Genomic DNA, 19,341 nt, shown 5'->3' with positions numbered 1-19,341 from the left:
CATGAACGCGCCACGCACACGGGTGCAGCGGCGCCCTGTGCATGGGGTGTTGTTGCTCGACAAGCCGCTGGGACTCTCCAGCAACCAGGCCTTGCAGAAGGCCAAGTGGTTGTTGCGCGCGGAAAAAGCGGGCCACACCGGCACGCTCGATCCGCTCGCGACGGGCGTCCTGCCGCTGTGCTTTGGCGCGGCCACCAAATTCAGCCAGCTCCACCTGGACGCTGACAAGACCTACGAGGCCACGGCCCGCCTGGGCGTGAAAACCGCGACCGGCGACGCCGAGGGCCAGGTCATCGCCGAGCGGCCCGTGCACGTCACGCCGGAAGACCTGGCGCGCGTCGAGGCGCAATTCACGGGCCCGATCAGGCAGGTGCCGCCGATGCACAGCGCGCTCAAGAAAGACGGCAAGGCGCTGTACGAATACGCCCGCGAAGGCGTCGAAGTAGAGCGGGCGCCGCGCGACGTGGTGATCCACAGGCTCGCGATCGGCGCGGTGGGCGACCACGTCATCCGCATCCGTGCCACCGTCAGCAAGGGCACCTACATCCGCACCCTCGGCGAGGACATCGGCGAGGCACTGGGCTGCGGCGCGCACCTGACTTCGCTGCGCCGCATTGCCACCGGCGATTTCGTCGAGGCGCAGTGCATCACGCTCGAGGCGCTGGAGGCCATGGACGAAGACGAGCGGCTTGCGCGGCTCCTGCCGGCCGAGGCGCTGGTGGACGGCCACAGCCGCGTCACGCTTGGCGCGGAAGATGCTGCACGCTTTCTTTCGGGCCTGCGCCGCCGTGGCAGCTGGGCCGACGCCGGCGAGGTGGCCGTTTTCGGCGCCGAGCCTGCCGCCTTTCTCGGGACGGCCCATGTCACCGGCGGCGAACTGATTCCGGGGCGCTTGCTGAACCCCATCGAAATCCAGCAAATTCTTTTGAACGCACAACAGACCGAAGCGACACCATGAGTACCAAGCAAATTCGCAATATCGCCATCATTGCCCACGTGGACCATGGCAAGACCACCATGGTCGACCAGCTGCTGCGTCAGTCGGGCACCTTCGCCGATCATGAGAAAGTGGTCGATACGGTGATGGACAACAACGCGATCGAAAAAGAACGCGGCATCACCATCCTGGCCAAGAACTGCGCCGTGACCTGGCAAGGCACGCACATCAACATCGTCGACACCCCGGGCCACGCGGACTTCGGCGGTGAAGTGGAACGCGCGCTGTCGATGGTCGACGGCGTGGTGCTGCTGATCGACGCCCAGGAAGGCCCGATGCCGCAGACGCGCTTCGTGACCAAGAAGGCACTGGCCCTCGGCCTGAAGCCCATCCTGGTGGTGAACAAGGTCGACAAGCCCGGCGCCAACCCCGACAAGGTGGTCAACGCCGCCTTCGACCTGTTCGACAAGCTCGGCGCGACCGACGAACAGCTCGACTTCCCGGTGGTGTATGCCTCGGGCATCAACGGCTGGTCGTCGCTCGTAGAGGGTGCGCCCAGCGAGCAGTGGGGCCCCGACATGTCGGCCCTGTTCGACACCATCCTGAAGCACGTGCCGTCGCAAAAGGGTGACCCCGCCGCGCCGCTGCAGCTGCAGATCTCGGCACTCGACTTCTCGACCTTCGTCGGCCGCATCGGCGTGGGCCGCATCAGCCAGGGCACGCTCAAGCCCATGACGGACGTCGTGGTCATGGAAGGTCCGGACGGCAAGTCCATCAAGGGCCGCGTCAACCAGGTGCTGACGTTCCAGGGCCTGGACCGCGTGCAGGCCACGGAAGCCGGCCCCGGTGAAATCGTGCTGATCAACGGCATTACTGACATCGGTATCGGCGTGACCATCACCGATCCGGCCAACCCGGCTCCGCTGCCGATGCTTAAGGTCGACGAGCCCACGCTGACGATGAACTTCTGCGTGAACACCAGCCCGCTGGCCGGCCGCGAAGGCAAGTTCGTCACCAGCCGCCAGATCTGGGACCGCCTGCAGAAGGAACTGCAGCACAACGTGGCCCTGCGCGTGAACGAGACCGACGAAGAAGGCATCTTCGAAGTCATGGGCCGCGGCGAACTGCACCTGACCATCCTGCTGGAAAACATGCGCCGCGAAGGCTACGAAATGGCCGTCTCGAAGCCGCGCGTGGTGTTCCGCACCATCGATGGCGAGAAGCACGAGCCGATCGAGCTTGTGACTGCCGACATCGAAGACCAGCACCAGGGCGGCGTGATGCAGGCACTGGGCGAGCGCAAGGGCGAACTCGTCAACATGGAACCGGACGGCCGTGGCCGCGTGCGCCTGGAGTACCGCATTCCGGCGCGTGGCCTGATCGGCTTCACCAACGAATTCCTGAACCTGACGCGCGGCTCGGGCCTCATCAGCAACATCTTCGACAGCTACGAGCCGCACAAGGGCGACATCGGCGGCCGCAAGAACGGCGTGCTGATCTCGATGGACGACGGTGAAATCTTCACCTACGCGCTGGGCAAGCTGGACGACCGCGGCCGCATGTTCGTGCGCGCCAACGACCCGGTGTACGAAGGCATGATCGTCGGCATCCACAGCCGCGACAACGACCTCGTGGTGAACGCCACGCGTACCAAGCAGCTGACCAACTTCCGCGTGAGCGGCAAGGAAGACGCGATCAAGATCACGCCCCCGATCGAACTCACGCTCGAATACGGCGTGGAATTCATCGAGGACGACGAGCTGGTCGAAATCACGCCCAAGAGCGTTCGCCTGCGCAAGCGTTTCCTGAAGGAACACGAGCGCAAGCGCGCCGGCCGCGACACGTCGCAGGGCTGATCGCCTTTGCCTTGCCGTGCGTCCTGGCGCACGGCAAGGCGTGCCCCAAAGTCACCATCCGGTGCGGCTTCTTCCTGAAGCTGTCACCGCTGGTGACTTTTGCCGTCTGGGGCCTTGCTTCTCAACGGGGTGGCTTGGGCGGGGCCGGGAACGCGGGCATGGCGATATCGGTGGCGCCGATCTTGCGCATGCGAGCCTCGACCACCTTGCGCATGAAGGTCTGCGTGAAATCGTCGCCCACGCGCCAGGTGCCGTTGTCCTGCACGAAGGTGAATTCGCCGGTCAGCGGCAGCGACGTGCCGCCGTTGCCGGCAAGGGCGCCCAGCAGGCGATCGTTGTATTCGACAACCAGCGGGCAGGCCTGCTGACCTGCGCCGCCGTCGAGTGCCCGGCAGGAGCCCGTGAGCTCGATGTCGGCGATTTCGCGCGTGCGGTCCGGGTCGAGGTCCGGCAGCCCCGAGGCGGCGCGCTCCTGGGCACGCATGCGTGCCAGCGCGCTGGACTGTGAACGCGCAGACAGCGATTCGGCGCCTTCGCGGAAAGCCTTTTCCATCGCGTCGCGCCCGATGGGTTCGGCGTTGAAAAGCGGCTTGCCGCTCGCGTCCAGGTGGCCGAAGCGTGCCTCGACGATGTCCGCATCCGCGCCGCGCACCACCATTTCGTCACTCTTGGGCGATGTCGCGCCGATGGTGAAGGCCATCGTGTCCTTGTCGTCGCCCTGGGTCAGGGTCGCGATGCAGCCGCGCACGCGCTGGTCCTTGCGGTAGCCGACTTCGCGGATTCCGCCGAGCGAGGGCGTGTGGATGTCGGCGCGTTTCTCGGCATCGAAGGTGCGCATGCGCACGTCCATGGTCACGCGGAACATCATGTTGTTCAGCGTCTTGCGCGTGGAACTGGCGTCGCAGGCGGGCACGCTGTCGGGTGCGAACAGATACCAGCCCAGGCCGCCGCCGATCACGAGCACCGTCAGGATGAATTTCCATGCGCCGATGCGGCCTTGGCGTTGCGAGCGCGATTTCCATTCCGCGATCGTCCGGTCTTCGGCCTCGATCAATGCCTGGGCCTCGGCGACGATGCGGGAGCGTTCGGCCGCCATTGCAAAGGCGGGTTCGGCGGCAACCTGTGCGCGGGTGGCGTCGAAGCGCTCCCGCTCGAGCGGGCCGTCCGTCACCAGCCAGGCGAGCGTGGCGCCCAGCGCGGCGGGAACGGTGCCCGCGACCGGCGTTTCTTGCAGTGCCATGTCGCGCGTTTCCGCGTCGATCAGGCCGTCGCGGTAGAGCGCCTGGACCGCCTCGTGCGTGATTCCGCGCTCGGCGCATTCCATGAGGTCGTCCGCGTCGATGGCGGTGTCGGCCGCGTCGTCTGCGTTCGGGTCCGGGGGCGTTGCGGCTTCGATCCGGTCGAGCGCCGCATTCTGTTCTTCTTCGGTGACGAGGCCTTTCACGCGCATCCAGGCGAGCGCGTGGCCCGGGCTCGGAAGCGGGGGGAGGGTAGGGGTCTCGGGGTGGGCGAGCACTGCGTCGTGCTGCGAGTCGGTGATGAGGCCCTGGCTCAGCAGGGCAAGGAACGCGTCCGGATTGGCGTCAGAAATCATGCGGGGATTCTGCCGTGGGTGCCCAGGGCCTTCGCGTGGTCAAAGCGGACAAAAAAACGCCGGCGGGTGCCGGCGTTGTCTTGCGTCAGGTTCCGATGGAATCAGGGACGGGCGACTTTCCATGCGCCGTTGAGGACGCCGTCACCGGTCTTGTCGCCAGGCTTGGCGTCCTTCGACCAGTAGTACAGCGGCCAGCCCTTGTAGGCCCATTGGCGCTTGCCGTCTTCGCGAATGATGATGGTGTAGCCGCCCATGGGCTTGGCGGTTTCGGCCACGCCGAGCGCGGGCCAGTTGGTGGCGCACTGGGCGTTGCAGGCGGAGGTGCCGGCGCCGGCCGTGTCCTTGGCGAAGGTGTACAGCGTCATGCCGTTCGGGCCGACCAGGATGCCGTCGGCGGTGCGGGTGGGCGTGTCGGGGGCGGCCGGGGACATGCTGCCGCAGCCGGCAAGCAGTGCCGCTGCGAGGATCGAGGCGCTGAGCAATTTCATGCAGTTTCTCCTTCAGTTGATGAATCGCGAAAACAAGGCCGGGGTGACTGGCCGGGGTGGTTGCGCGAGCCGGCAGTTTATGCGCTGATCAAGACAGATCGCGGTAGGCCAGCGTCGCGAGTTTGAGCAAAAGGTCATGCGGCAGCTTGCCGGCAATGGCATAGCCGAAGCCCTGGTCGACCCAGTAGAAGCTGGGGACGGGGCCTTCGGAGGCGAAGCGGAAGGCAGTCGCACGGGCAGCGATGGCACCGGTGGCATTGGCGTCGAGGGTGCCGATGTAGAGCGTCACGCGCTCGCCGGCGGCATCTTCGAACATGAACTGGGCGCGCGCGCCGGTTTCCCCGGGCAGCAGGCGGCCGCCGACCAGGGTGTAGCCCTGGGCGGAGAAATCGGGCACCTTCAGCGGCCGGTCGAGGCGTTTCGACAGCCATTGCACCAGGTGCTGCTGCTCGGCGGCAGTCACTTCGACCGGGTGTCTTTTCTCGGGTGTGTAGACGGCATGCGCGATCGATGCGTCATGCACGAACTCTCTCAGCGCCGGGGCGCGAGCCAGTTGCTGCTGCTGTGCACCGCCGCGCGGCGCGGTCCATTGGGCATTGCCCAGCCAGCCAGCGACAAAGGCCACCAGCAGGCCGGCCGCCATGCCGCCCAGGCGCATCCACGCGCCGCGTTGGGCGTGGCGGGGCTGGTTGCGGTCAAGCGCGCCCATCAGCGCTTCTGGAACCGGGGCATCTAGCAGCTCGCCGTGCAGCCGGCGCAGGGCGTCGCGCTGCGTGTGCCAGGACGCGATCCTGGCGGCCACGGCGGGGTCGCGGGCGATGGCGTCTTCGACCGCGCCATGACGGTCCGGGGCCAACTGGCCGTCGACCCAGGCGTGCAGTTCGTCGTCGGTGGGGGGCGGGACGGGGCGATTCATGGTGCGGCGGGTTTCATTTGAGGCGGCGCAGGCCGGGGCGGACCGGCGCCGAGGTGCCGTCCATCAACTCCTGGAGCCGCACGCGGGCGCGCGACAGGCGCGACATCACTGTGCCGGCGGGAATGCCCAGCACCTTGGCCACTTCGGCATACGACAGGTCTTCGAGCGTCACGAGCAGGAGCACTGCGCGCTGCTCCTCGGGCAACTGCATCAGGCAGCGTTGCAGGTCGAGGCTGGTGTCCTGCCCGCGCCCGGGGTCGATGCTGCCGTGCAGTTCGTGCGGCAGGTCGTCGAGGGGCACCACAGCGTGCGGCGGCGGCGTGCGCCGCACCTGGCTTGCGAAGATGTTGTGCATGACGGTGAAGAGCCACGCGCGCAGGTCGCTGCCCACCGTCCACAGCCGCCACTTGCCGCAGGCCCGCTCCAGCGTGTCCTGCACCAGGTCGTCGGCCGCCCACGCATTGCCGGTGAGCGCACGGGCGTAGCGGCGCAGGCTCGGGATGTGCTCGACCAGCAGGCGGGCGTCCATGGGGTCAGTGTGTCAGGGCTTGGCGGTCTTCCAGGTGCCGTTGACGCCGTCGCCGGTCTTGTCGCCCGGCTTGGTGTCCTTGGCCCAGTAGTACAGCGGCCAGCCCTTGGCTGCCCATTGCTTCTTGCCGTCGTCGCGCGTGACGACGGTGAAGTCGCCGGTGGGCTTGTCGCTCTCGGCGGCCATGAATGGTGGCCAGTTGGTGGCGCAGGCGCCGTTGCACACCGACTTGCCGTTGCCGGCCGTGTCCTTGTCGAAGGTGTACAGCGTCATGCCGTTGGGGCCGACCAGCGCGCCGTCGGCGGGCTTGGGCTGGGCGAGGGCCGGCAGGGCGAGCACGCCGCTCAGCAGGATGGCGGCAAGGCCGGCGGAAGAGGCACGAAAAGGCGACATGAAAGGGCTCCTGGGGTGGTTGGCTTGCCACCGGCGATCCGATGACAACCGCACAAACGCCCGCAGCCCGCCTTTTATTCCATCGCGTGCAAAAAAAGTTTCAGCGGTTGCGGCTCTTCATGGCGCGCTCGACCTCGCGCTTGCCTTCGCGGTCCTTGATGGTGTCGCGCTTGTCGTGCTCGGCCTTGCCCTTGGCCAGCGCGATTTCGCACTTCACCTTGCCGGCCTTCCAGTGCAGGTTCAGCGGCACCAGCGTGTAGCCCTTTTGCTCGACCTTGCCGATCAGGCGGCGGATTTCGTCCTTCTTCAGCAGCAGCTTCTTGGTGCGGACCGAATCGGGGTTGACGTGGGTCGACGCACTCTTGAGCGGGTTGATCTGGCAGCCGACGACGAACAGTTCACCATTGCGGATCACGACGTAGCCGTCGGTGAGCTGCACCTTGCCTTCGCGCAGCGATTTGACTTCCCAGCCTTCGAGGACCATGCCGGCCTCGAAGCGCTCTTCGAAGAAATAGTTGTACGAGGCCTTCTTGTTGTCGGCGATTCGGGAGGAGGTATCTTGTTTCTTTGTGGCCATGACTCGGGAATGTTGGGGCTGCATGGCTTCAATACAATCCATCGCGCACGCTGTGCCGATTCTATGAAAACAGTCAACAAGTCCGTCCTCATCTGGTACAGCGCCGAAGAGATGTATGCGCTCGTCACCGATGTGGCCAAGTATCCGCAGTTTCTTCCCTGGTGCGACAAGTCGCGAGTCATCGAGCAGGACGAGGCCGGCATGACCGCCGAAGTCGGCCTGGCCTTTGCCGGACTGCACCAGAGTTTCACCACCCGCAATACGCATGTGCCGGGGCGCGAAGTCCAGCTCAAGCTGGTCGACGGGCCCTTCTCCAACCTCGATGGCAAGTGGAAATTCGTGCCCGTGGGCGAAGAGGGCGAGCGCGCCTGCCGCGTCGAACTGCACCTGAGCTACGGCTTCAGCAACTTCGCATTGCAGGCGCTGGTGGGGCCGGTGTTCGACACCATCGCATCGAGCCTGGTCGAGGCCTTCGTCAAGCGCGCCGAGCAGGTCTACGGCAGCGCCTGATGATCGAGGTCACGCTGAGCTGTTCGCCCGCTGCGCGCGAGGTGTTCGAGCAGGTGCTGCAGCTCGCGCCCGGTGCCACGCTGGTCGAAGCGGTGAAGGCGAGCGGCCTTTCCGCGCGCTTTCCCGAACTGGACTGGCGCCACGCAATGACGCCGGGCATCTGGGGCCGCGTGGTCGAGTGGGAGCAGGCACTGAAAGACGGCGACCGCATCGAGCTGTGCCGGCCCCTGGCGGTCGATCCCAAGGTGGCGCGGCGGGAGCGTTTCCAGCGCCAGGGCGCGAAGGGCACCGGCCTTTTTGCAAACCGCCGCAAGGGCGGCAAGGCCGGCTACTGAAGCCGGCGGGGCCGGCGCCTTACTTGCAGTCGGAGTCGATCACCGATTGCACGCGCTTCTGCTCGGCGGCACGCGCCGTGTCATCCATGATTTCGCGCTCGCCCTGCGCATTCACACGCGCAATGCGCATGCCGCTGTCGACCGTGGCCTTGGCCTGACGGGCACGGGTGCAGTTCTCTGCCTTGGCCTGGGCCACCTTGGCGGCTTCCGCGGTCTGCTTGGCCTTGGCGTCGGCCTCGGCTTTCTTGGTCTTTTCCTCGAGTTCCTTGTCGACACCGGTCGGCTTGGGGGCGGCTGCGGCCTTTGCGGGAGTTCCCGCAGCGGCATCGGCCGCGCCTTCGGCCGGTGGTGCGTCTACGTTCGGGTTTGCCGTGGAGCGCGCCCCGGGCTGGGGGCCGACGCGGCGCAGGATGTTCTTCTCGGGCACGTCCGGCGGCGGTGCCTGGTCGCTGAAGACCTTCTTGCCGTTCTTGTCGATCCATTGCCACTGCGCGCTTGCAGACAGCGGCATCGCAACGACACATCCCAATAGGAGCCAGTGCACGAATTTCATGCCTGAAGTTTAGCCTTGCCTTACTTTTTGCAACATCCGGATTGGGTGGTTTTGCAACGTTTGTCAAATGCCTGCGCCAGCAAACCCCTCGAGGGCCTCGTTACAATCCGTCTTTTGGAGCTTCACCCATGCGCCTTCTCGGCAAAGCGCTCACCTTCGACGACGTGTTGTTGGTGCCAGCGTTCTCCCAGGTCCTGCCCAAGGACACCTCCCTCGCCACCAAACTCTCCCGCAACATCACGCTGAACCTGCCGCTCGTCTCGGCGGCCATGGACACCGTGACTGAAGCCCGCCTTGCGATTGCCATCGCGCAGGAGGGCGGCATGGGGATCGTGCACAAGAACCTCACCGCACAGCAGCAGGCCGCGGAAGTGGCCCGCGTGAAGCGATACGAATCGGGCGTGCTGCGCGACCCGGTCGTGATCACCCCGACGCATTCGGTGCGCCAGGTGATGGCGCTTTCCGACCAGCTCGGCATCTCGGGCTTCCCGGTGGTGGACGCCGGCAAGGTGGTCGGTATCGTCACGGGGCGCGACCTGCGCTTCGAGAACCGCTACGACGTGCCCGTCAGCGAAATCATGACGCGGCGCGAGAAGCTCATCACAGTGCCTGACGGCACCACGCTGGCCGAAGCCAAGGCACTGCTCAACAAGTACAAGCTCGAGCGCCTGCTGGTCATCAACGGCGACTGGGAGCTCAAGGGCCTGATCACCGTCAAGGACATCACCAAGCAGACCAGCTTCCCCAACGCCGCACGCGACGCCAACGGCCGCCTGCGCGTGGGCGCCGCGGTCGGCGTGGGCGACGGCACCGAGGAACGCGTAGAGGCGCTGGTGAAGGCCGGCGTCGACGCCATCGTGGTCGACACCGCACACGGCCACAGCGCCGGCGTGATCGAGCGCGTGCGCTGGGTCAAGAAGAACTATCCGCAGGTCGACGTCATCGGCGGCAACATCGCCACCGGCGACGCCGCGCGTGCGCTGGCCGACGTCGGCGCCGACGCGGTCAAGGTCGGCATCGGCCCTGGCTCCATCTGCACCACCCGCATCGTGGCCGGCGTGGGCGTGCCGCAGATCATGGCGGTCGACAGCGTGGCCACCGCGCTGCAGGGCACTGGCATTCCGCTGATTTCCGACGGCGGCGTGCGCTACTCGGGCGACATCGCCAAGGCCATCGCGGCCGGCGCCAGCACCGTGATGATGGGCAGCATGTTCGCCGGCACCGAAGAGGCGCCGGGCGAAATCGTGCTGTACCAGGGCCGCAGCTACAAGAGCTATCGCGGCATGGGCTCCATCGGCGCGATGCAGCAGGGCAGTGCCGACCGGTACTTCCAGGAATCGACCACCGGCAACCCCAACACCGACAAGCTGGTGCCCGAAGGCATCGAAGGCCGCGTGCCCTACAAGGGCTCGATCGTCTCCATCGTCTACCAGATGGCCGGCGGCGTGCGCGCCAGCATGGGCTACTGCGGCTGCGCGACCATCGAGGACATGCAGAACAAGGCCGAGTTCGTCGAGATCACCACGGCCGGCATTCGTGAGAGCCACGTCCACGACGTGCAGATCACGAAGGAAGCGCCGAACTACCGCGCTGAATAAGTGCATTCTGGCCAGACCTTGAAAGTCAGGCCACATCGGGTTTAGAATTTGGGCCAGATTTAAAACTTCTGGCCCAAATGCAATCCATCGGTATCGCTGAAGCCAAGAACAACTTCTCGGCCCTGATCGACTCGGTCGAAAAGGGCGAGGAGGTTCGCATCACCCGCCACGGCAAGGAAGTCGTGCGCATGCTGCCGGTGCGCCGCAAGCCGGTCATCACCGACGAGCAGATCCAGCGCGAACTGGGCCAGATCGACGCGCTGCACGCCACCATCCAGTCCGGCCCGTCGCCGAGCGCCTTGCGGGCCGAAGGGCGCCAGCCATGACCGCATTCGTCATGGACGCCTCGGTCACCGCCGCCTGGCTGCTGCCCGACCACGCCACCGAACACACCCGCAAGCTCTACGCCGCCATTCGCCGCGACGAGGTCGAGCCGCAGGCGCCCAATGTTTGGCAATGGGAGTGCGCCAACATCCTGGCCAACGGCGTGCGAAGCGGCCGCATTCCATCGTCCGCGGTCGAAGGGCTGTGGAGCGTGCTCGACGCCATTCGCCACCGCGTCGAACTGCACGAGCTTGCGCCGGCGCAGCACAAGGCAGTGCTCGCCGTGGCCATAGACGCCGGTGTGTCCCAGTACGACGCGGGCTATCTCTGGCTCGCAAAATCGCTCAATCTTCCGCTCGCCACCTTCGACGAGCGCCTCATCCAGGCCGCGCCTCAAGCAGGCGTCAGGCTGTTCGACATTTCAACGCTCTGAGTCCTTCCGCCATGCAACACGACAAGATCCTCATCCTCGATTTCGGCTCGCAAGTCACCCAGCTGATCGCACGCCGCGTACGCGAAGCCCACGTGCTGAGCGAAGTGCACCCTTGCGACGTCACCGACGAATGGGTGCGCGAATACGCCGCCGACGGCCACCTGAAGGGCGTGATCCTTTCGGGCAGCCACGCCAGCGTGTACGAGGAAACCACCGACAAGGCACCGCAAGCCGTGTTCGACCTCGGCGTGCCGGTGCTCGGCATCTGCTACGGCATGCAGACCATGGCCCACCAGCTCGGTGGCAAGGTCGAGGGCGGCCACAAGCGCGAGTTCGGCTTCGCGGCCGTGCGTGCCCATGGCCACACCGCGCTGCTCAAGGACATCGCCGACTTCACCACGCCGGAAGGCCACGGCATGCTCAACGTGTGGATGAGCCACGGCGACAAGGTCACCGAACTGCCGCCGGGCTTCAAGCTCATGGCCAGCACCGACAGCTGCCCCATCGCCGGCATGGCCGACGAAGCGCGCCGCTACTACGCGCTGCAGTTCCACCCCGAAGTGACGCACACCGTGCAGGGCAAGGCGATCATCGAGCGCTTCGTGCTCGGCATCTGCGACGCCAAGCCCGACTGGGTCATGCGCGACCACATCGCAGAAGCCGTGCAGAAGATCCGCGAGCAGGTGGGCGACGAAGAGGTCATCCTGGGCCTGTCGGGCGGTGTCGATTCGAGCGTGGCCGCCGCGCTCATCCACCGCGCCATCGGCGACCAGCTGACCTGCGTGTTCGTCGACCACGGACTGTTGCGCCTGAACGAAGGCGACATGGTCATGGAGATGTTCGAAGGCAAGCTGCACGCGAAGGTGATCCGCGTGGACGCCAGCGAGCTGTTCCTCGGCAAGCTTGCCGGCGTGAGCGACCCCGAAGCCAAGCGCAAGATCATCGGCGGCGAATTCGTCACCGTGTTCAAGCAGGAAGCCGCCAAGCTCAAGGCGGGCGACGGCGGCCACAAGGGTGCGACCTTCCTGGCGCAAGGCACCATCTACCCCGACGTCATCGAATCGGGCGGTGCCAAGAGCAAGAAGGCCGTCACCATCAAGAGCCACCACAACGTGGGCGGCCTGCCCGAGCAGCTCGGCCTGAAGCTGCTGGAGCCGCTGCGCGACCTGTTCAAGGACGAAGTGCGCGAACTGGGCGTGGCACTCGGCCTTCCGCCCGAGATGGTGTATCGCCATCCGTTCCCAGGCCCGGGCCTGGGCGTGCGCATTCTTGGCGAAGTGAAGAAGGAATACGCCGACCTGCTGCGCCGCGCCGACGCGATCTTCATCGAGGAACTGCGCAACTTCACCGACGCCGAAACCGGCAAGACCTGGTACGACCTCACGAGCCAGGCCTTCACCGTGTTCCTGCCGGTGAAGAGCGTGGGCGTGATGGGCGACGGCCGAACCTACGACTACGTGGTTGCGCTGCGTGCGGTGCAGACCAGCGACTTCATGACGGCCGACTGGGCCGAGCTGCCTTATGCGCTGCTGAAGAAGGTGTCGGGGCGCATCATCAATGAAGTGCGCGGGATCAACCGTGTGACTTACGACGTATCGAGCAAGCCGCCCGCGACGATCGAGTGGGAATGATTTTCCGCTCTTCGCGGACAATCGACAGCTATCGATAAACCGGCGTAAGTTGTTGATTTATAAATATTTTCTTCTCGACATCTATCGACAGCGATTGGTGGCAAGCAACTCAGATTGTCGGTTGATCTGTCGGTAGCCAAAGTTCGTTTAACTGGTCTAAAATTTCTACCGTCAGCCCGTTTCGACGCATGACGGTAAAAAAGAAGGCGAAAAGCTAGGTTTCATGCGGGTTCCGGGCGTGTTTGCAGTTTGAGCGTGCTTGACGGTAAAGGCGCTCTCACCCAGGAGAACGCATGCTCACCGACACCGCGCTCAAGAACCTCAAGCCCAAGGCGGCGCTCTACAAGGTGACCGACCGGGACGGGATGTACGTCACCGTGTCGCCGGTTGGAACTGTCACTTTCCGCTACGACTACCGCATGAACGGTCGCCGTGAGACCCTGACGATCGGGCGTTATGGAGCGGACGGCTTGTCGTTGGCCAGGGCCCGCGAGAGGTGCATAGACGCCCAGCGCGCGGTGTCTGACGGTAAATCTCCGGCGCAGGAGAAACAGCGCGAAAAGCGCCGTCTGTCGGAGGCAAAGAACTTCCAGGAATTCACCGACAGGTGGGCCAAGGGCGCCAGGATGGCGGACAGCACTCGCTCGATGCGCAAGAGCATCCTCGACCGCGACATCCTGCCCGTCTTCAAGAACCGCCTCTTGACCGAAATCACGTCGGACGACCTGCGCGACCTCTGCAACAAGGTCAAGGGCAGGGGGGCCCCGGCTACGGCCGTCCACGTGCGAGACATCGTCAAGCAGATCTATGGGTTTGCCATCCTGCACGGCGAGAAGGTCGCCAATCCGGCCGATGACGTCGGGCCGTCCTCGATCGCGACCTTCGTGCCGAAAGACCGCGCCTTGTCGCCTGTCGAAATCCGACTGATGCACCATCAGTTGGAAACGGTGGCGTCGTACCCGACCATCCGTCTGGCACTCCGGCTCATCCTGCTTACCCTCGTGCGCAAGGGTGAGCTGATCCATGCCACCTGGAACGAGATCGACTTCGAGAACGCGCTGTGGACCATCCCCAAGGAGCGCATGAAGGGTTCCAAGGCGCACAACGTCTATCTGTCGCAGCAGGCGCTCGACATCATGGTCGCGCTGCGCACTTGCGCTGGCGGTTCCAGGTACGTGCTGCCTTCGCGTTACGAGCCTGACAAGTGCATGTCTAATGCGACCCTTAACCGCGTGACGCAGCTGGTGGCCGCGCGAGCGAAGGAGAAGGGCCTGCCCTTGGACGGCTTTACCGTGCATGACCTGCGCCGTACCGGCTCGACCATCCTGAACGAACTGGGCTTCAACAGTGACTGGATCGAGAAGTGCCTCGCCCACGAAGACGGCCGCTCGTCGCGCGGGGTCTACAACAAGGCCGAGTACGCCGAGCAGCGCCGGCACATGCTGCAAGAGTGGGCGGACATGATCGACGCCTGGGTGGCAGGCAAGTCCCACACGCCCACCTTGCTGCCGCCGTCGATGAAGGTCATCACGACGCAAGCATTGCTTTGACCGGACGGCGCTTGCGCTGACGCACGTCGGGGGAGGGCGCACGCTTCATCTGCGCGGCGTCCGAGACCTGGCGGCGTGTCTCGATCCAGGCCTCGACCTCTGCAAGATCCCACACCACGCAGCGCGAGGTCAGGTTGAAGCGGCGCGGAAACTCGCCTCGACGCTCCATGTCGTAGATCGTGGTGCCGGAGAGCGGCACCATCTTGTGCAATTCCGTCCGCCGGATCGTGCGCCGGAAGGACACGGCGCTTGGAACCTCCAATTGGGGTCGCTGTTCGGGGCTCTCCAAGCGTTCGACGTGCCCGCGGTGAAAGGCCCCGACAGCGGCTGACTCTTCGCCTTTTCTCATGATCGACTCCATCCGTGCCACAGCGTCACGGAAGTCCGGTCACGCTGATTGCACTGCAACTGTTAATGCCCTCATCGTGCAGGAGTCGACATCTATCAAGAACCTGCTGCAGCGTGCCCGGTCGTAGTTTGGGGCGGCGGTCGCTTGCCAGCGCCTCTGCTGAAAGCGCGATCGCGTGCCATGAAGGCTTCCAGCATGTGCGGAATGAGAGAAGCTGCGTCAACCGGCTCGCCGTAGGCCTGCGAATGCTGAGCCGCATAGCGGTCGAGCTTGTCCTTCAGGTCGGCAGGCATGGTCACGGCAAGCTTCACCGTCGTTGCCTTTGGCAATGGTCCAAGGCGGAGCTTGGCTGCGCTCATTGCGACGATCCCCGCTGAAAAAACAGCGGCTGATACGGCCGCAGCACCAAGTCCTTGCTCACCATCACCCGCATCGGAAACCCCGGACGGATGGTCAGCGTGGGCTGGATGCTCGCGTTGCGCTTCGTAATCTCCTGCCCGACCTGGTTGATCGAGTCCTGCGTGCCCTCCCGAATGGCGATCACCGTTCGGTCGCCGTTGTGGTCAGTACGACCCTCCGGCGCTGCCAGCTCTGCCCCCACGCCCAGTAGCGTCGACAGGGCCGCGCCGGCCAGGATGCGGTCCCAGTGCCAGTCGATCCCATCCTCGAGCCCGGCATAGCCCGCTGGATCGATGCCCGGCAAACGGTCCAGCGCCACTGACGACGTGTCTGGCAGGATCAGCCGCGTCCACACCAGCAGCACGCGCCGTTGGCCAAACGAAATCTGGCTGTCGTAGCGCCCAATCAGCCGTGAGCCCTGCGGGACCAACAGATGCCGCCCCGTGGCGGTGTCGTAGACCGCCTCCGTCACGTTGGCGATCACCTGTCCCGGCAGATCCGAATTGATGCCCGTCACCAGCGCTGCAGAAATCACGGTGCCCGCCATTACCTGGTACGGCGATGCGGGCAGCTGCAGACTTCCTGGATTGCGCGTGGCGTCGTCTCCCGCTTTCGTCAAAAAGGCCTCTTTCGAATCCTGCCGGTTCTGCGCTGCAGTCGGATCGGTCGGCACCGCGGGCAGCGTGCCGCCGGCCGTTGCATTGAACGGATTCTGGGTCGGAGCGGCCATGCCTGCATTCGGATTGGCTGCTGAAGTCGTAGGTGGAGCGGCAACCACCGGCCTGGCGCCACCGGCCCCGCTTCCGGCCCCCCGGAAAAACACCGACGACCGCGCCGCTTCTTCGGCGGCCAGCTGCGCTGGATCGGTACCAGGCGGCGCCATCCGCTGTTCCATCGGCTGCTGCGATTTCACGATCGCCGGCCCGAGATCGCCGGGCAACGGTTCGCCCAGCACGGGCGGCGCAGCCTTCGGCACCGGCGGAAATGCCGCATAGTCCTTGGGCAGCCTGTCCAGGCTCTCCGACTTCGCAATGCGATCAACGTTGAACAACTCATTCGCAGGAGCACGGGAGCGCTGCTGCGACTGCAACGACCAGAGCGTGCCGCCCAGGACCGCCGCGGCGAGCGTGCCGGCTCCTACTGCCAGCACGCGGCGATTCAGGCGAACGACAGGGCGCGGCTGCGCGCGCAGCGCCAGCGTTTCAGGATCGGCCTTGATGGATGCTGCGCCGGCCTCGCTCACGATCCGCTCCCGCGTTGAGCGCCATCTGTGCGCTCGATCCGTACGACCTCGGCCTTGCCGCCCTTGAACCCACCCAGCCGTAGTTCGGCAGCGCCGAAGAGCCGATCGACGACATAGTAAGGCGACCGGAAGCGGTAATTCACGAGCTGCCCATCCCCCTGCGGCCCAATCACGAACAGGGGCGGCAGCTCGCCCTGCGCAATACCGCCCGGGAACTGAATGTAGACCCGCTGCCCGTCGTCGAACGCACGTAGCGGCTTCCACGAGGGCCCGTCGCCCGAGATCGAATAGCGGAACTTGATCTGCTCCAGCGACAGGCCCGAGTCCACCGGCGTGGCCGCCTGGGCTTCGCGCGCCTGCTTCTGCAGCGCGAGCATCCGATCCTTCGGATAGTCCCATGACACCGACGCCATCCAGGCTTGCGGCGTCGAGGACAGCTCCAGCAGGTAGGTGCGCCGGTTCGTGGTGACGACGAGATTTGTCTTCAAGCCGATCCGCGTTGGCTTCACCAGGATGTTGACGCGCAGGGTCGTGCCAGCGCCACTGGCCGTGTCGCCCACGATCCATCGCACCGTGTCGCCGGCGGAGACCGTCACCAATTCCTCACCCTCCTGCAGCGCGATCACTGTGACACGACCCGGGCTGGTATACACCTGATACAGCGCTCCGTCCGCGTAGGGCCAGACCTGGATCGCATTCACGTACCCCTCGCGCGTCGGCGCGATGCGGGCTTCCTCATTCGCTCGGGAGACACGCACCTTGTCGTCGGCCGGCTCTTGCGCCGGCTTCAATTCCGTCTCGGTCGGCAGCGCCTTCATCTGCTCGGGCAACGGCAAGGGCTCCGGAACAGCCACCACTTCGATGGGCTTCGCAGGCTCAGGCAAGACCTTTGCAGCGACGGCCACGGGCTCGTCGAGCGAGATCACCGGCGGCGGCTTGCCCTGCGTGGCGCAGCCTGCGACAGACGCCAGCGTGGCCAGCAGGATCAGCGGCGATGTGGTTCTACGGAATTGTGGCTTCACGGTTTTGCTCCTTGCGTTGCTTCGAGTTCACGGCTCCAGGACAGGCCATTGACGTAGATGCCTAATGGGTTCTTGCGCAGCCGCTCTTCGGTGCGCGGCGGCTGCAGCACGACGGACAGCACCGCCGTCCACCGCTCGGTGCCCGAAGGCGACCCATTCGTGTAGCTGCGCTCTATCCAGCGCACCTGGAACGAGGTGTCGCTGGCTCGGACCACGCTGGTCACTTCCACGGCCACCGAGCTCTGCCCGATGCGAGAGAACGGATCGTTCGTTCGCGCGTAATCGTTCAGCGTCGCGGCACCGCGGTCCGTCGTGTAGTCGTAGGCTTCGAGCCAGTTGCGGCGGACCACGATCGGGTCGATTGACAGCGACCGCACGTCGCCGATAAAGCGCGCCAAGTGGAATGCGATTTGCGCATCGGCCGGCTTGTACGGTGCGGCGGCTTCGCCGACGGCCCGCACTTGGCCGGCGTTGTCCACCTCGATGACATAGGGCGTGACGATGGACTGCGCCGAGCGCCAAACCAGGCCACCGGCCATCAACAGCGCCAGCGACAGACTGCCGAAGGCCATCAAGCGCCAGTTCTTCGCCTGCACGCGGCTGTCGCCGATGCGCTGGTCCCAGACCTGCGCGGCGGCTTGATAGGGGGTGACGGGCTCGGGCGTGTCCGAGTACCGCACCTGGGGTCGTTTGAAACGCATGGGTTCTCCTGAATAGTCGATCAAGGGTTGGAGCTGTCGCGCAGGCTGGGACCAGTCCCGCCGCCTGCGTGGTCGCCTGAGCGCAGCACGTGGGCTGCAGTGGTGGCTGCCTGCGTGACCTGCTGCTTGCGGCGCATGCGCTGCGCCCACGCGGGCTCGGAGGCCGAAGGGGCTGATGCACTACCTTCGGCAGCTGAGCCAGAGGCGAATGCAGAAGGCGATGCCGACGCGGTCGCATCGCCCACGAAGTTCGCCGCGCGGTCCTTGACGGCCTTGGCGCCGGAAGCGACGCGCTGGCCGGCTGCATTCGCCCCGGCCTTGGCGACGTTGGCGAGCCCGGCACCGGCAGCACGCACGCCGCTACCGCCCGATGCAGCAGCGCCCGCCTGGTAGGCCGACTTCGCACCGCTGCCCATCGCGCTGGCCGAGCGCGCGGCCGTCGCGCCGCTGCCGATGGCCGCGCGCGTCGCACCAGGGGCCATACGCGCACCGGCCGCGACCGCGGAACCGGCGCCAGCCACGGCCGCACCTCCAGCCACGGCCAGCCCTGCTGCACCCATCGCGGTGCCCGCCGCCGCACCTGCGCCCAGCTGCGGCGCACCAGATACCAGCCCCGTCGCGATCCCCGGCCCGAAGATCCCCAGACCGAGCATCGCAAGCGACGCCAGCATGATCACCAGGGCATGGTCGATGTTCGGGTCCGCACCGGGTGGTACCGTGAACTCCGCGAAAAGCCCGGAGCCGATGCCCACGATCACCGCGAGCACCAGCATCTTGATCCCCGAAGACACCACGTTGCCCAGAACCTTTTCGGCCAGGAACGAGGTTTTGTTCCACAGCGCGAACGGCACCAGCACGAAGCCCGCGAGCGTGGTCAGCTTGAACTCGATCAGCGTGACGAAGAGCTGCACCGCCAGCACGAAGAACGCCACGATCAGTACGAGCCACGCGAGGAACAGCACTGCGATGGTGTCGAGGTTCGCGAACACTTCCGGGAATCCGGTCATGGTGCTGATCTGCTCCATGATCGGCCGGCCGGCGTCAATGCCAACCTTGGCGAGCTGGCCCGGCTGCAGCAGTTGCGCCTGGCTCATGCCCGAACCCGAAGCCGTCAGGCCCAGGCCAGCGAACGATCGGAACAGAATGCCCGCCAGACTGTTGAAGTTGCCGATGATGTAGGCGAAGGCTCCGACGTACAGCACCTTCTTGATGAGCTTGGCGATCACGTCATCGCCTTGGCCGGAAGCATGGCTCATGGCCCAGAACAAGCCTGCAAGCGTCATGTCGATCGCGATCAGCGTGGCCGTAAGGAAGGCCACCTCACCGCGCAGCAGCCCGAAGCCCGAGTCAATGTAGCGTGAGAAGACGTCGAGGAACCGGTCGATGACCGCCACGTCCTGCAC

At 65.6% G+C, this 19,341-nt stretch carries 22 protein-coding genes; 9 read left to right on the top strand and 13 right to left on the bottom strand.

Annotation, left to right across the window (positions count from 1 at the left end; genetic code table 11):
* Position 1 precedes the first annotated feature (1 nt).
* Positions 2-958, top strand: a complete 957-nt coding sequence (truB, locus tag ACWV14_RS18145) for a tRNA pseudouridine(55) synthase TruB (protein ID WP_454902932.1) — start codon at positions 2-4, stop codon at positions 956-958.
* The gene (gene typA / locus ACWV14_RS18140; RefSeq protein WP_454902931.1) at positions 955-2,793 is read left to right on the top strand and encodes a translational GTPase TypA; all 1,839 of its coding nucleotides are present in this window, start codon (positions 955-957) and stop codon (positions 2,791-2,793) included. The genes truB and typA overlap by 4 nt, the downstream gene beginning before the upstream one ends.
* Before the next feature lie 121 nt (positions 2,794-2,914).
* Here the strand turns inward: typA and ACWV14_RS18135 are convergent, their stop codons facing one another.
* From ACWV14_RS18135 to smpB, 6 genes are all read right to left on the bottom strand, one after another.
* Positions 2,915-4,387 (bottom strand): hypothetical protein, encoded by a 1,473-nt coding sequence (locus tag ACWV14_RS18135; protein ID WP_454902930.1) that lies wholly within the window; start codon positions 4,385-4,387, stop codon positions 2,915-2,917.
* 101 nt (positions 4,388-4,488) lie between these two features.
* Complete coding sequence (locus ACWV14_RS18130; protein WP_422086842.1) at positions 4,489-4,875, bottom strand: COG4315 family predicted lipoprotein; 387 nt, start codon at positions 4,873-4,875, stop codon at positions 4,489-4,491.
* 88 nt (positions 4,876-4,963) lie between these two features.
* Positions 4,964-5,791: an anti-sigma factor family protein gene (locus ACWV14_RS18125; RefSeq protein ID WP_454902929.1), complete on the bottom strand. Its 828-nt coding sequence runs from the start codon at positions 5,789-5,791 to the stop codon at positions 4,964-4,966.
* Positions 5,792-5,804: 13 nt separating this feature from the next.
* Positions 5,805-6,320: an RNA polymerase sigma factor gene (locus ACWV14_RS18120; RefSeq protein ID WP_454902928.1), complete on the bottom strand. Its 516-nt coding sequence runs from the start codon at positions 6,318-6,320 to the stop codon at positions 5,805-5,807.
* Positions 6,321-6,332: 12 nt separating this feature from the next.
* The gene (locus tag ACWV14_RS18115) at positions 6,333-6,713 is read right to left on the bottom strand and encodes a COG4315 family predicted lipoprotein (protein WP_454902927.1); all 381 of its coding nucleotides are present in this window, start codon (positions 6,711-6,713) and stop codon (positions 6,333-6,335) included.
* Between the two features lie 100 nt (positions 6,714-6,813).
* Positions 6,814-7,290, bottom strand: a complete 477-nt coding sequence (smpB, locus tag ACWV14_RS18110) for an SsrA-binding protein SmpB (RefSeq protein WP_422086838.1) — start codon at positions 7,288-7,290, stop codon at positions 6,814-6,816.
* 63 nt (positions 7,291-7,353) lie between these two features.
* Between smpB and ACWV14_RS18105 the strand changes: the two genes are divergently transcribed.
* Complete coding sequence (locus ACWV14_RS18105) at positions 7,354-7,800, top strand: type II toxin-antitoxin system RatA family toxin (RefSeq protein ID WP_422086837.1); 447 nt, start codon at positions 7,354-7,356, stop codon at positions 7,798-7,800.
* The gene (locus tag ACWV14_RS18100; RefSeq protein WP_454902926.1) at positions 7,800-8,135 is read left to right on the top strand and encodes an RnfH family protein; all 336 of its coding nucleotides are present in this window, start codon (positions 7,800-7,802) and stop codon (positions 8,133-8,135) included. Before ACWV14_RS18105 ends, ACWV14_RS18100 begins: the two co-directional genes overlap by 1 nt.
* Positions 8,136-8,154: 19 nt before the next feature.
* On the opposite strand, the gene ACWV14_RS18095 is transcribed toward ACWV14_RS18100, so the two are convergent.
* Complete coding sequence (locus ACWV14_RS18095; protein ID WP_422086835.1) at positions 8,155-8,688, bottom strand: DUF4124 domain-containing protein; 534 nt, start codon at positions 8,686-8,688, stop codon at positions 8,155-8,157.
* Positions 8,689-8,816: 128 nt separating this feature from the next.
* On the opposite strand from ACWV14_RS18095, the gene guaB reads away from it, so the two are divergent.
* The 5 genes from guaB (at position 8,817) to ACWV14_RS18070 (ending at position 14,224) form a co-directional block, all read left to right on the top strand.
* Positions 8,817-10,286, top strand: a complete 1,470-nt coding sequence (gene guaB / locus ACWV14_RS18090; protein ID WP_422086834.1) for an IMP dehydrogenase — start codon at positions 8,817-8,819, stop codon at positions 10,284-10,286.
* 77 nt (positions 10,287-10,363) lie between these two features.
* Positions 10,364-10,612 (top strand): type II toxin-antitoxin system Phd/YefM family antitoxin, encoded by a 249-nt coding sequence (locus tag ACWV14_RS18085; protein ID WP_454902925.1) that lies wholly within the window; start codon positions 10,364-10,366, stop codon positions 10,610-10,612.
* On the top strand, positions 10,609-11,043 hold the full coding sequence (locus tag ACWV14_RS18080) for a type II toxin-antitoxin system VapC family toxin (protein WP_172839940.1): 435 nt from the start codon (positions 10,609-10,611) through the stop codon (positions 11,041-11,043). Before ACWV14_RS18085 ends, ACWV14_RS18080 begins: the two co-directional genes overlap by 4 nt.
* An 11-nt stretch (positions 11,044-11,054) precedes the next feature.
* On the top strand, positions 11,055-12,674 hold the full coding sequence (gene guaA, locus ACWV14_RS18075; protein ID WP_081270567.1) for a glutamine-hydrolyzing GMP synthase: 1,620 nt from the start codon (positions 11,055-11,057) through the stop codon (positions 12,672-12,674).
* Between the two features lie 293 nt (positions 12,675-12,967).
* On the top strand, positions 12,968-14,224 hold the full coding sequence (locus ACWV14_RS18070) for a tyrosine-type recombinase/integrase (protein WP_454902924.1): 1,257 nt from the start codon (positions 12,968-12,970) through the stop codon (positions 14,222-14,224).
* On the opposite strand, the gene ACWV14_RS18065 is transcribed toward ACWV14_RS18070, so the two are convergent.
* The 6 genes from ACWV14_RS18065 to trbL all read right to left on the bottom strand — a co-directional run bounded on the left by ACWV14_RS18065 (position 14,202) and on the right by trbL (position 19,341).
* Positions 14,202-14,573 (bottom strand): helix-turn-helix transcriptional regulator, encoded by a 372-nt coding sequence (locus tag ACWV14_RS18065; protein WP_454902923.1) that lies wholly within the window; start codon positions 14,571-14,573, stop codon positions 14,202-14,204. The two genes, ACWV14_RS18070 and ACWV14_RS18065, sit on opposite strands and share 23 nt — an antisense overlap.
* 95 nt (positions 14,574-14,668) lie before the next feature.
* Positions 14,669-14,932, bottom strand: a complete 264-nt coding sequence (locus ACWV14_RS18060; RefSeq protein ID WP_454902922.1) for a DUF2274 domain-containing protein — start codon at positions 14,930-14,932, stop codon at positions 14,669-14,671.
* Positions 14,929-16,215, bottom strand: coding sequence for a TrbI/VirB10 family protein (locus ACWV14_RS18055; protein ID WP_454902921.1), 1,287 nt, complete (start codon positions 16,213-16,215; stop codon positions 14,929-14,931). Before ACWV14_RS18055 ends, ACWV14_RS18060 begins: the two co-directional genes overlap by 4 nt.
* Entirely contained in the window at positions 16,212-17,237 is a 1,026-nt protein-coding gene (gene trbG / locus ACWV14_RS18050; protein ID WP_454902920.1) for a P-type conjugative transfer protein TrbG, read from the bottom strand. Before trbG ends, ACWV14_RS18055 begins: the two co-directional genes overlap by 4 nt.
* Positions 17,234-17,938 carry a conjugal transfer protein TrbF gene (gene trbF, locus ACWV14_RS18045; RefSeq protein ID WP_454902919.1) on the bottom strand — a complete coding sequence of 235 codons (705 nt, stop codon included), beginning with the start codon at positions 17,936-17,938 and terminating at the stop codon, positions 17,234-17,236. Before trbF ends, trbG begins: the two co-directional genes overlap by 4 nt.
* Positions 17,939-17,958: 20 nt before the next feature.
* Positions 17,959-19,341: a P-type conjugative transfer protein TrbL gene (gene trbL, locus ACWV14_RS18040; RefSeq protein WP_454902918.1), complete on the bottom strand. Its 1,383-nt coding sequence runs from the start codon at positions 19,339-19,341 to the stop codon at positions 17,959-17,961.

It is taken from the genome of Variovorax durovernensis, from assembly GCF_977011995.1.
Note: the sequence above shows the minus strand (reverse complement) of the source record. Positions and strands in the feature narration are given on the sequence as shown.

Coding starts and splice junctions, on each gene's coding strand:
- ACWV14_RS18095 (WP_422086835.1), bottom strand. CDS start 8,688: ATGAAATTCGTGCACTGGCTCCTATTGGGATGTGTCGTTGCGATGCCG.
- ACWV14_RS18115 (WP_454902927.1), bottom strand. CDS start 6,713: ATGTCGCCTTTTCGTGCCTCTTCCGCCGGCCTTGCCGCCATCCTGCTG.
- guaA (WP_081270567.1), top strand. CDS start 11,055: ATGCAACACGACAAGATCCTCATCCTCGATTTCGGCTCGCAAGTCACC.
- ACWV14_RS18085 (WP_454902925.1), top strand. CDS start 10,364: ATGCAATCCATCGGTATCGCTGAAGCCAAGAACAACTTCTCGGCCCTG.
- ACWV14_RS18120 (WP_454902928.1), bottom strand. CDS start 6,320: ATGGACGCCCGCCTGCTGGTCGAGCACATCCCGAGCCTGCGCCGCTAC.
- ACWV14_RS18060 (WP_454902922.1), bottom strand. CDS start 14,932: ATGAGCGCAGCCAAGCTCCGCCTTGGACCATTGCCAAAGGCAACGACG.
- guaB (WP_422086834.1), top strand. CDS start 8,817: ATGCGCCTTCTCGGCAAAGCGCTCACCTTCGACGACGTGTTGTTGGTG.
- ACWV14_RS18125 (WP_454902929.1), bottom strand. CDS start 5,791: ATGAATCGCCCCGTCCCGCCCCCCACCGACGACGAACTGCACGCCTGG.
- ACWV14_RS18070 (WP_454902924.1), top strand. CDS start 12,968: ATGCTCACCGACACCGCGCTCAAGAACCTCAAGCCCAAGGCGGCGCTC.
- typA (WP_454902931.1), top strand. CDS start 955: ATGAGTACCAAGCAAATTCGCAATATCGCCATCATTGCCCACGTGGAC.
- ACWV14_RS18065 (WP_454902923.1), bottom strand. CDS start 14,573: ATGAGAAAAGGCGAAGAGTCAGCCGCTGTCGGGGCCTTTCACCGCGGG.
- ACWV14_RS18105 (WP_422086837.1), top strand. CDS start 7,354: ATGAAAACAGTCAACAAGTCCGTCCTCATCTGGTACAGCGCCGAAGAG.
- trbF (WP_454902919.1), bottom strand. CDS start 17,938: ATGCGTTTCAAACGACCCCAGGTGCGGTACTCGGACACGCCCGAGCCC.
- ACWV14_RS18135 (WP_454902930.1), bottom strand. CDS start 4,387: ATGATTTCTGACGCCAATCCGGACGCGTTCCTTGCCCTGCTGAGCCAG.
- ACWV14_RS18100 (WP_454902926.1), top strand. CDS start 7,800: ATGATCGAGGTCACGCTGAGCTGTTCGCCCGCTGCGCGCGAGGTGTTC.
- ACWV14_RS18130 (WP_422086842.1), bottom strand. CDS start 4,875: ATGAAATTGCTCAGCGCCTCGATCCTCGCAGCGGCACTGCTTGCCGGC.
- ACWV14_RS18080 (WP_172839940.1), top strand. CDS start 10,609: ATGACCGCATTCGTCATGGACGCCTCGGTCACCGCCGCCTGGCTGCTG.
- truB (WP_454902932.1), top strand. CDS start 2: ATGAACGCGCCACGCACACGGGTGCAGCGGCGCCCTGTGCATGGGGTG.
- smpB (WP_422086838.1), bottom strand. CDS start 7,290: ATGGCCACAAAGAAACAAGATACCTCCTCCCGAATCGCCGACAACAAG.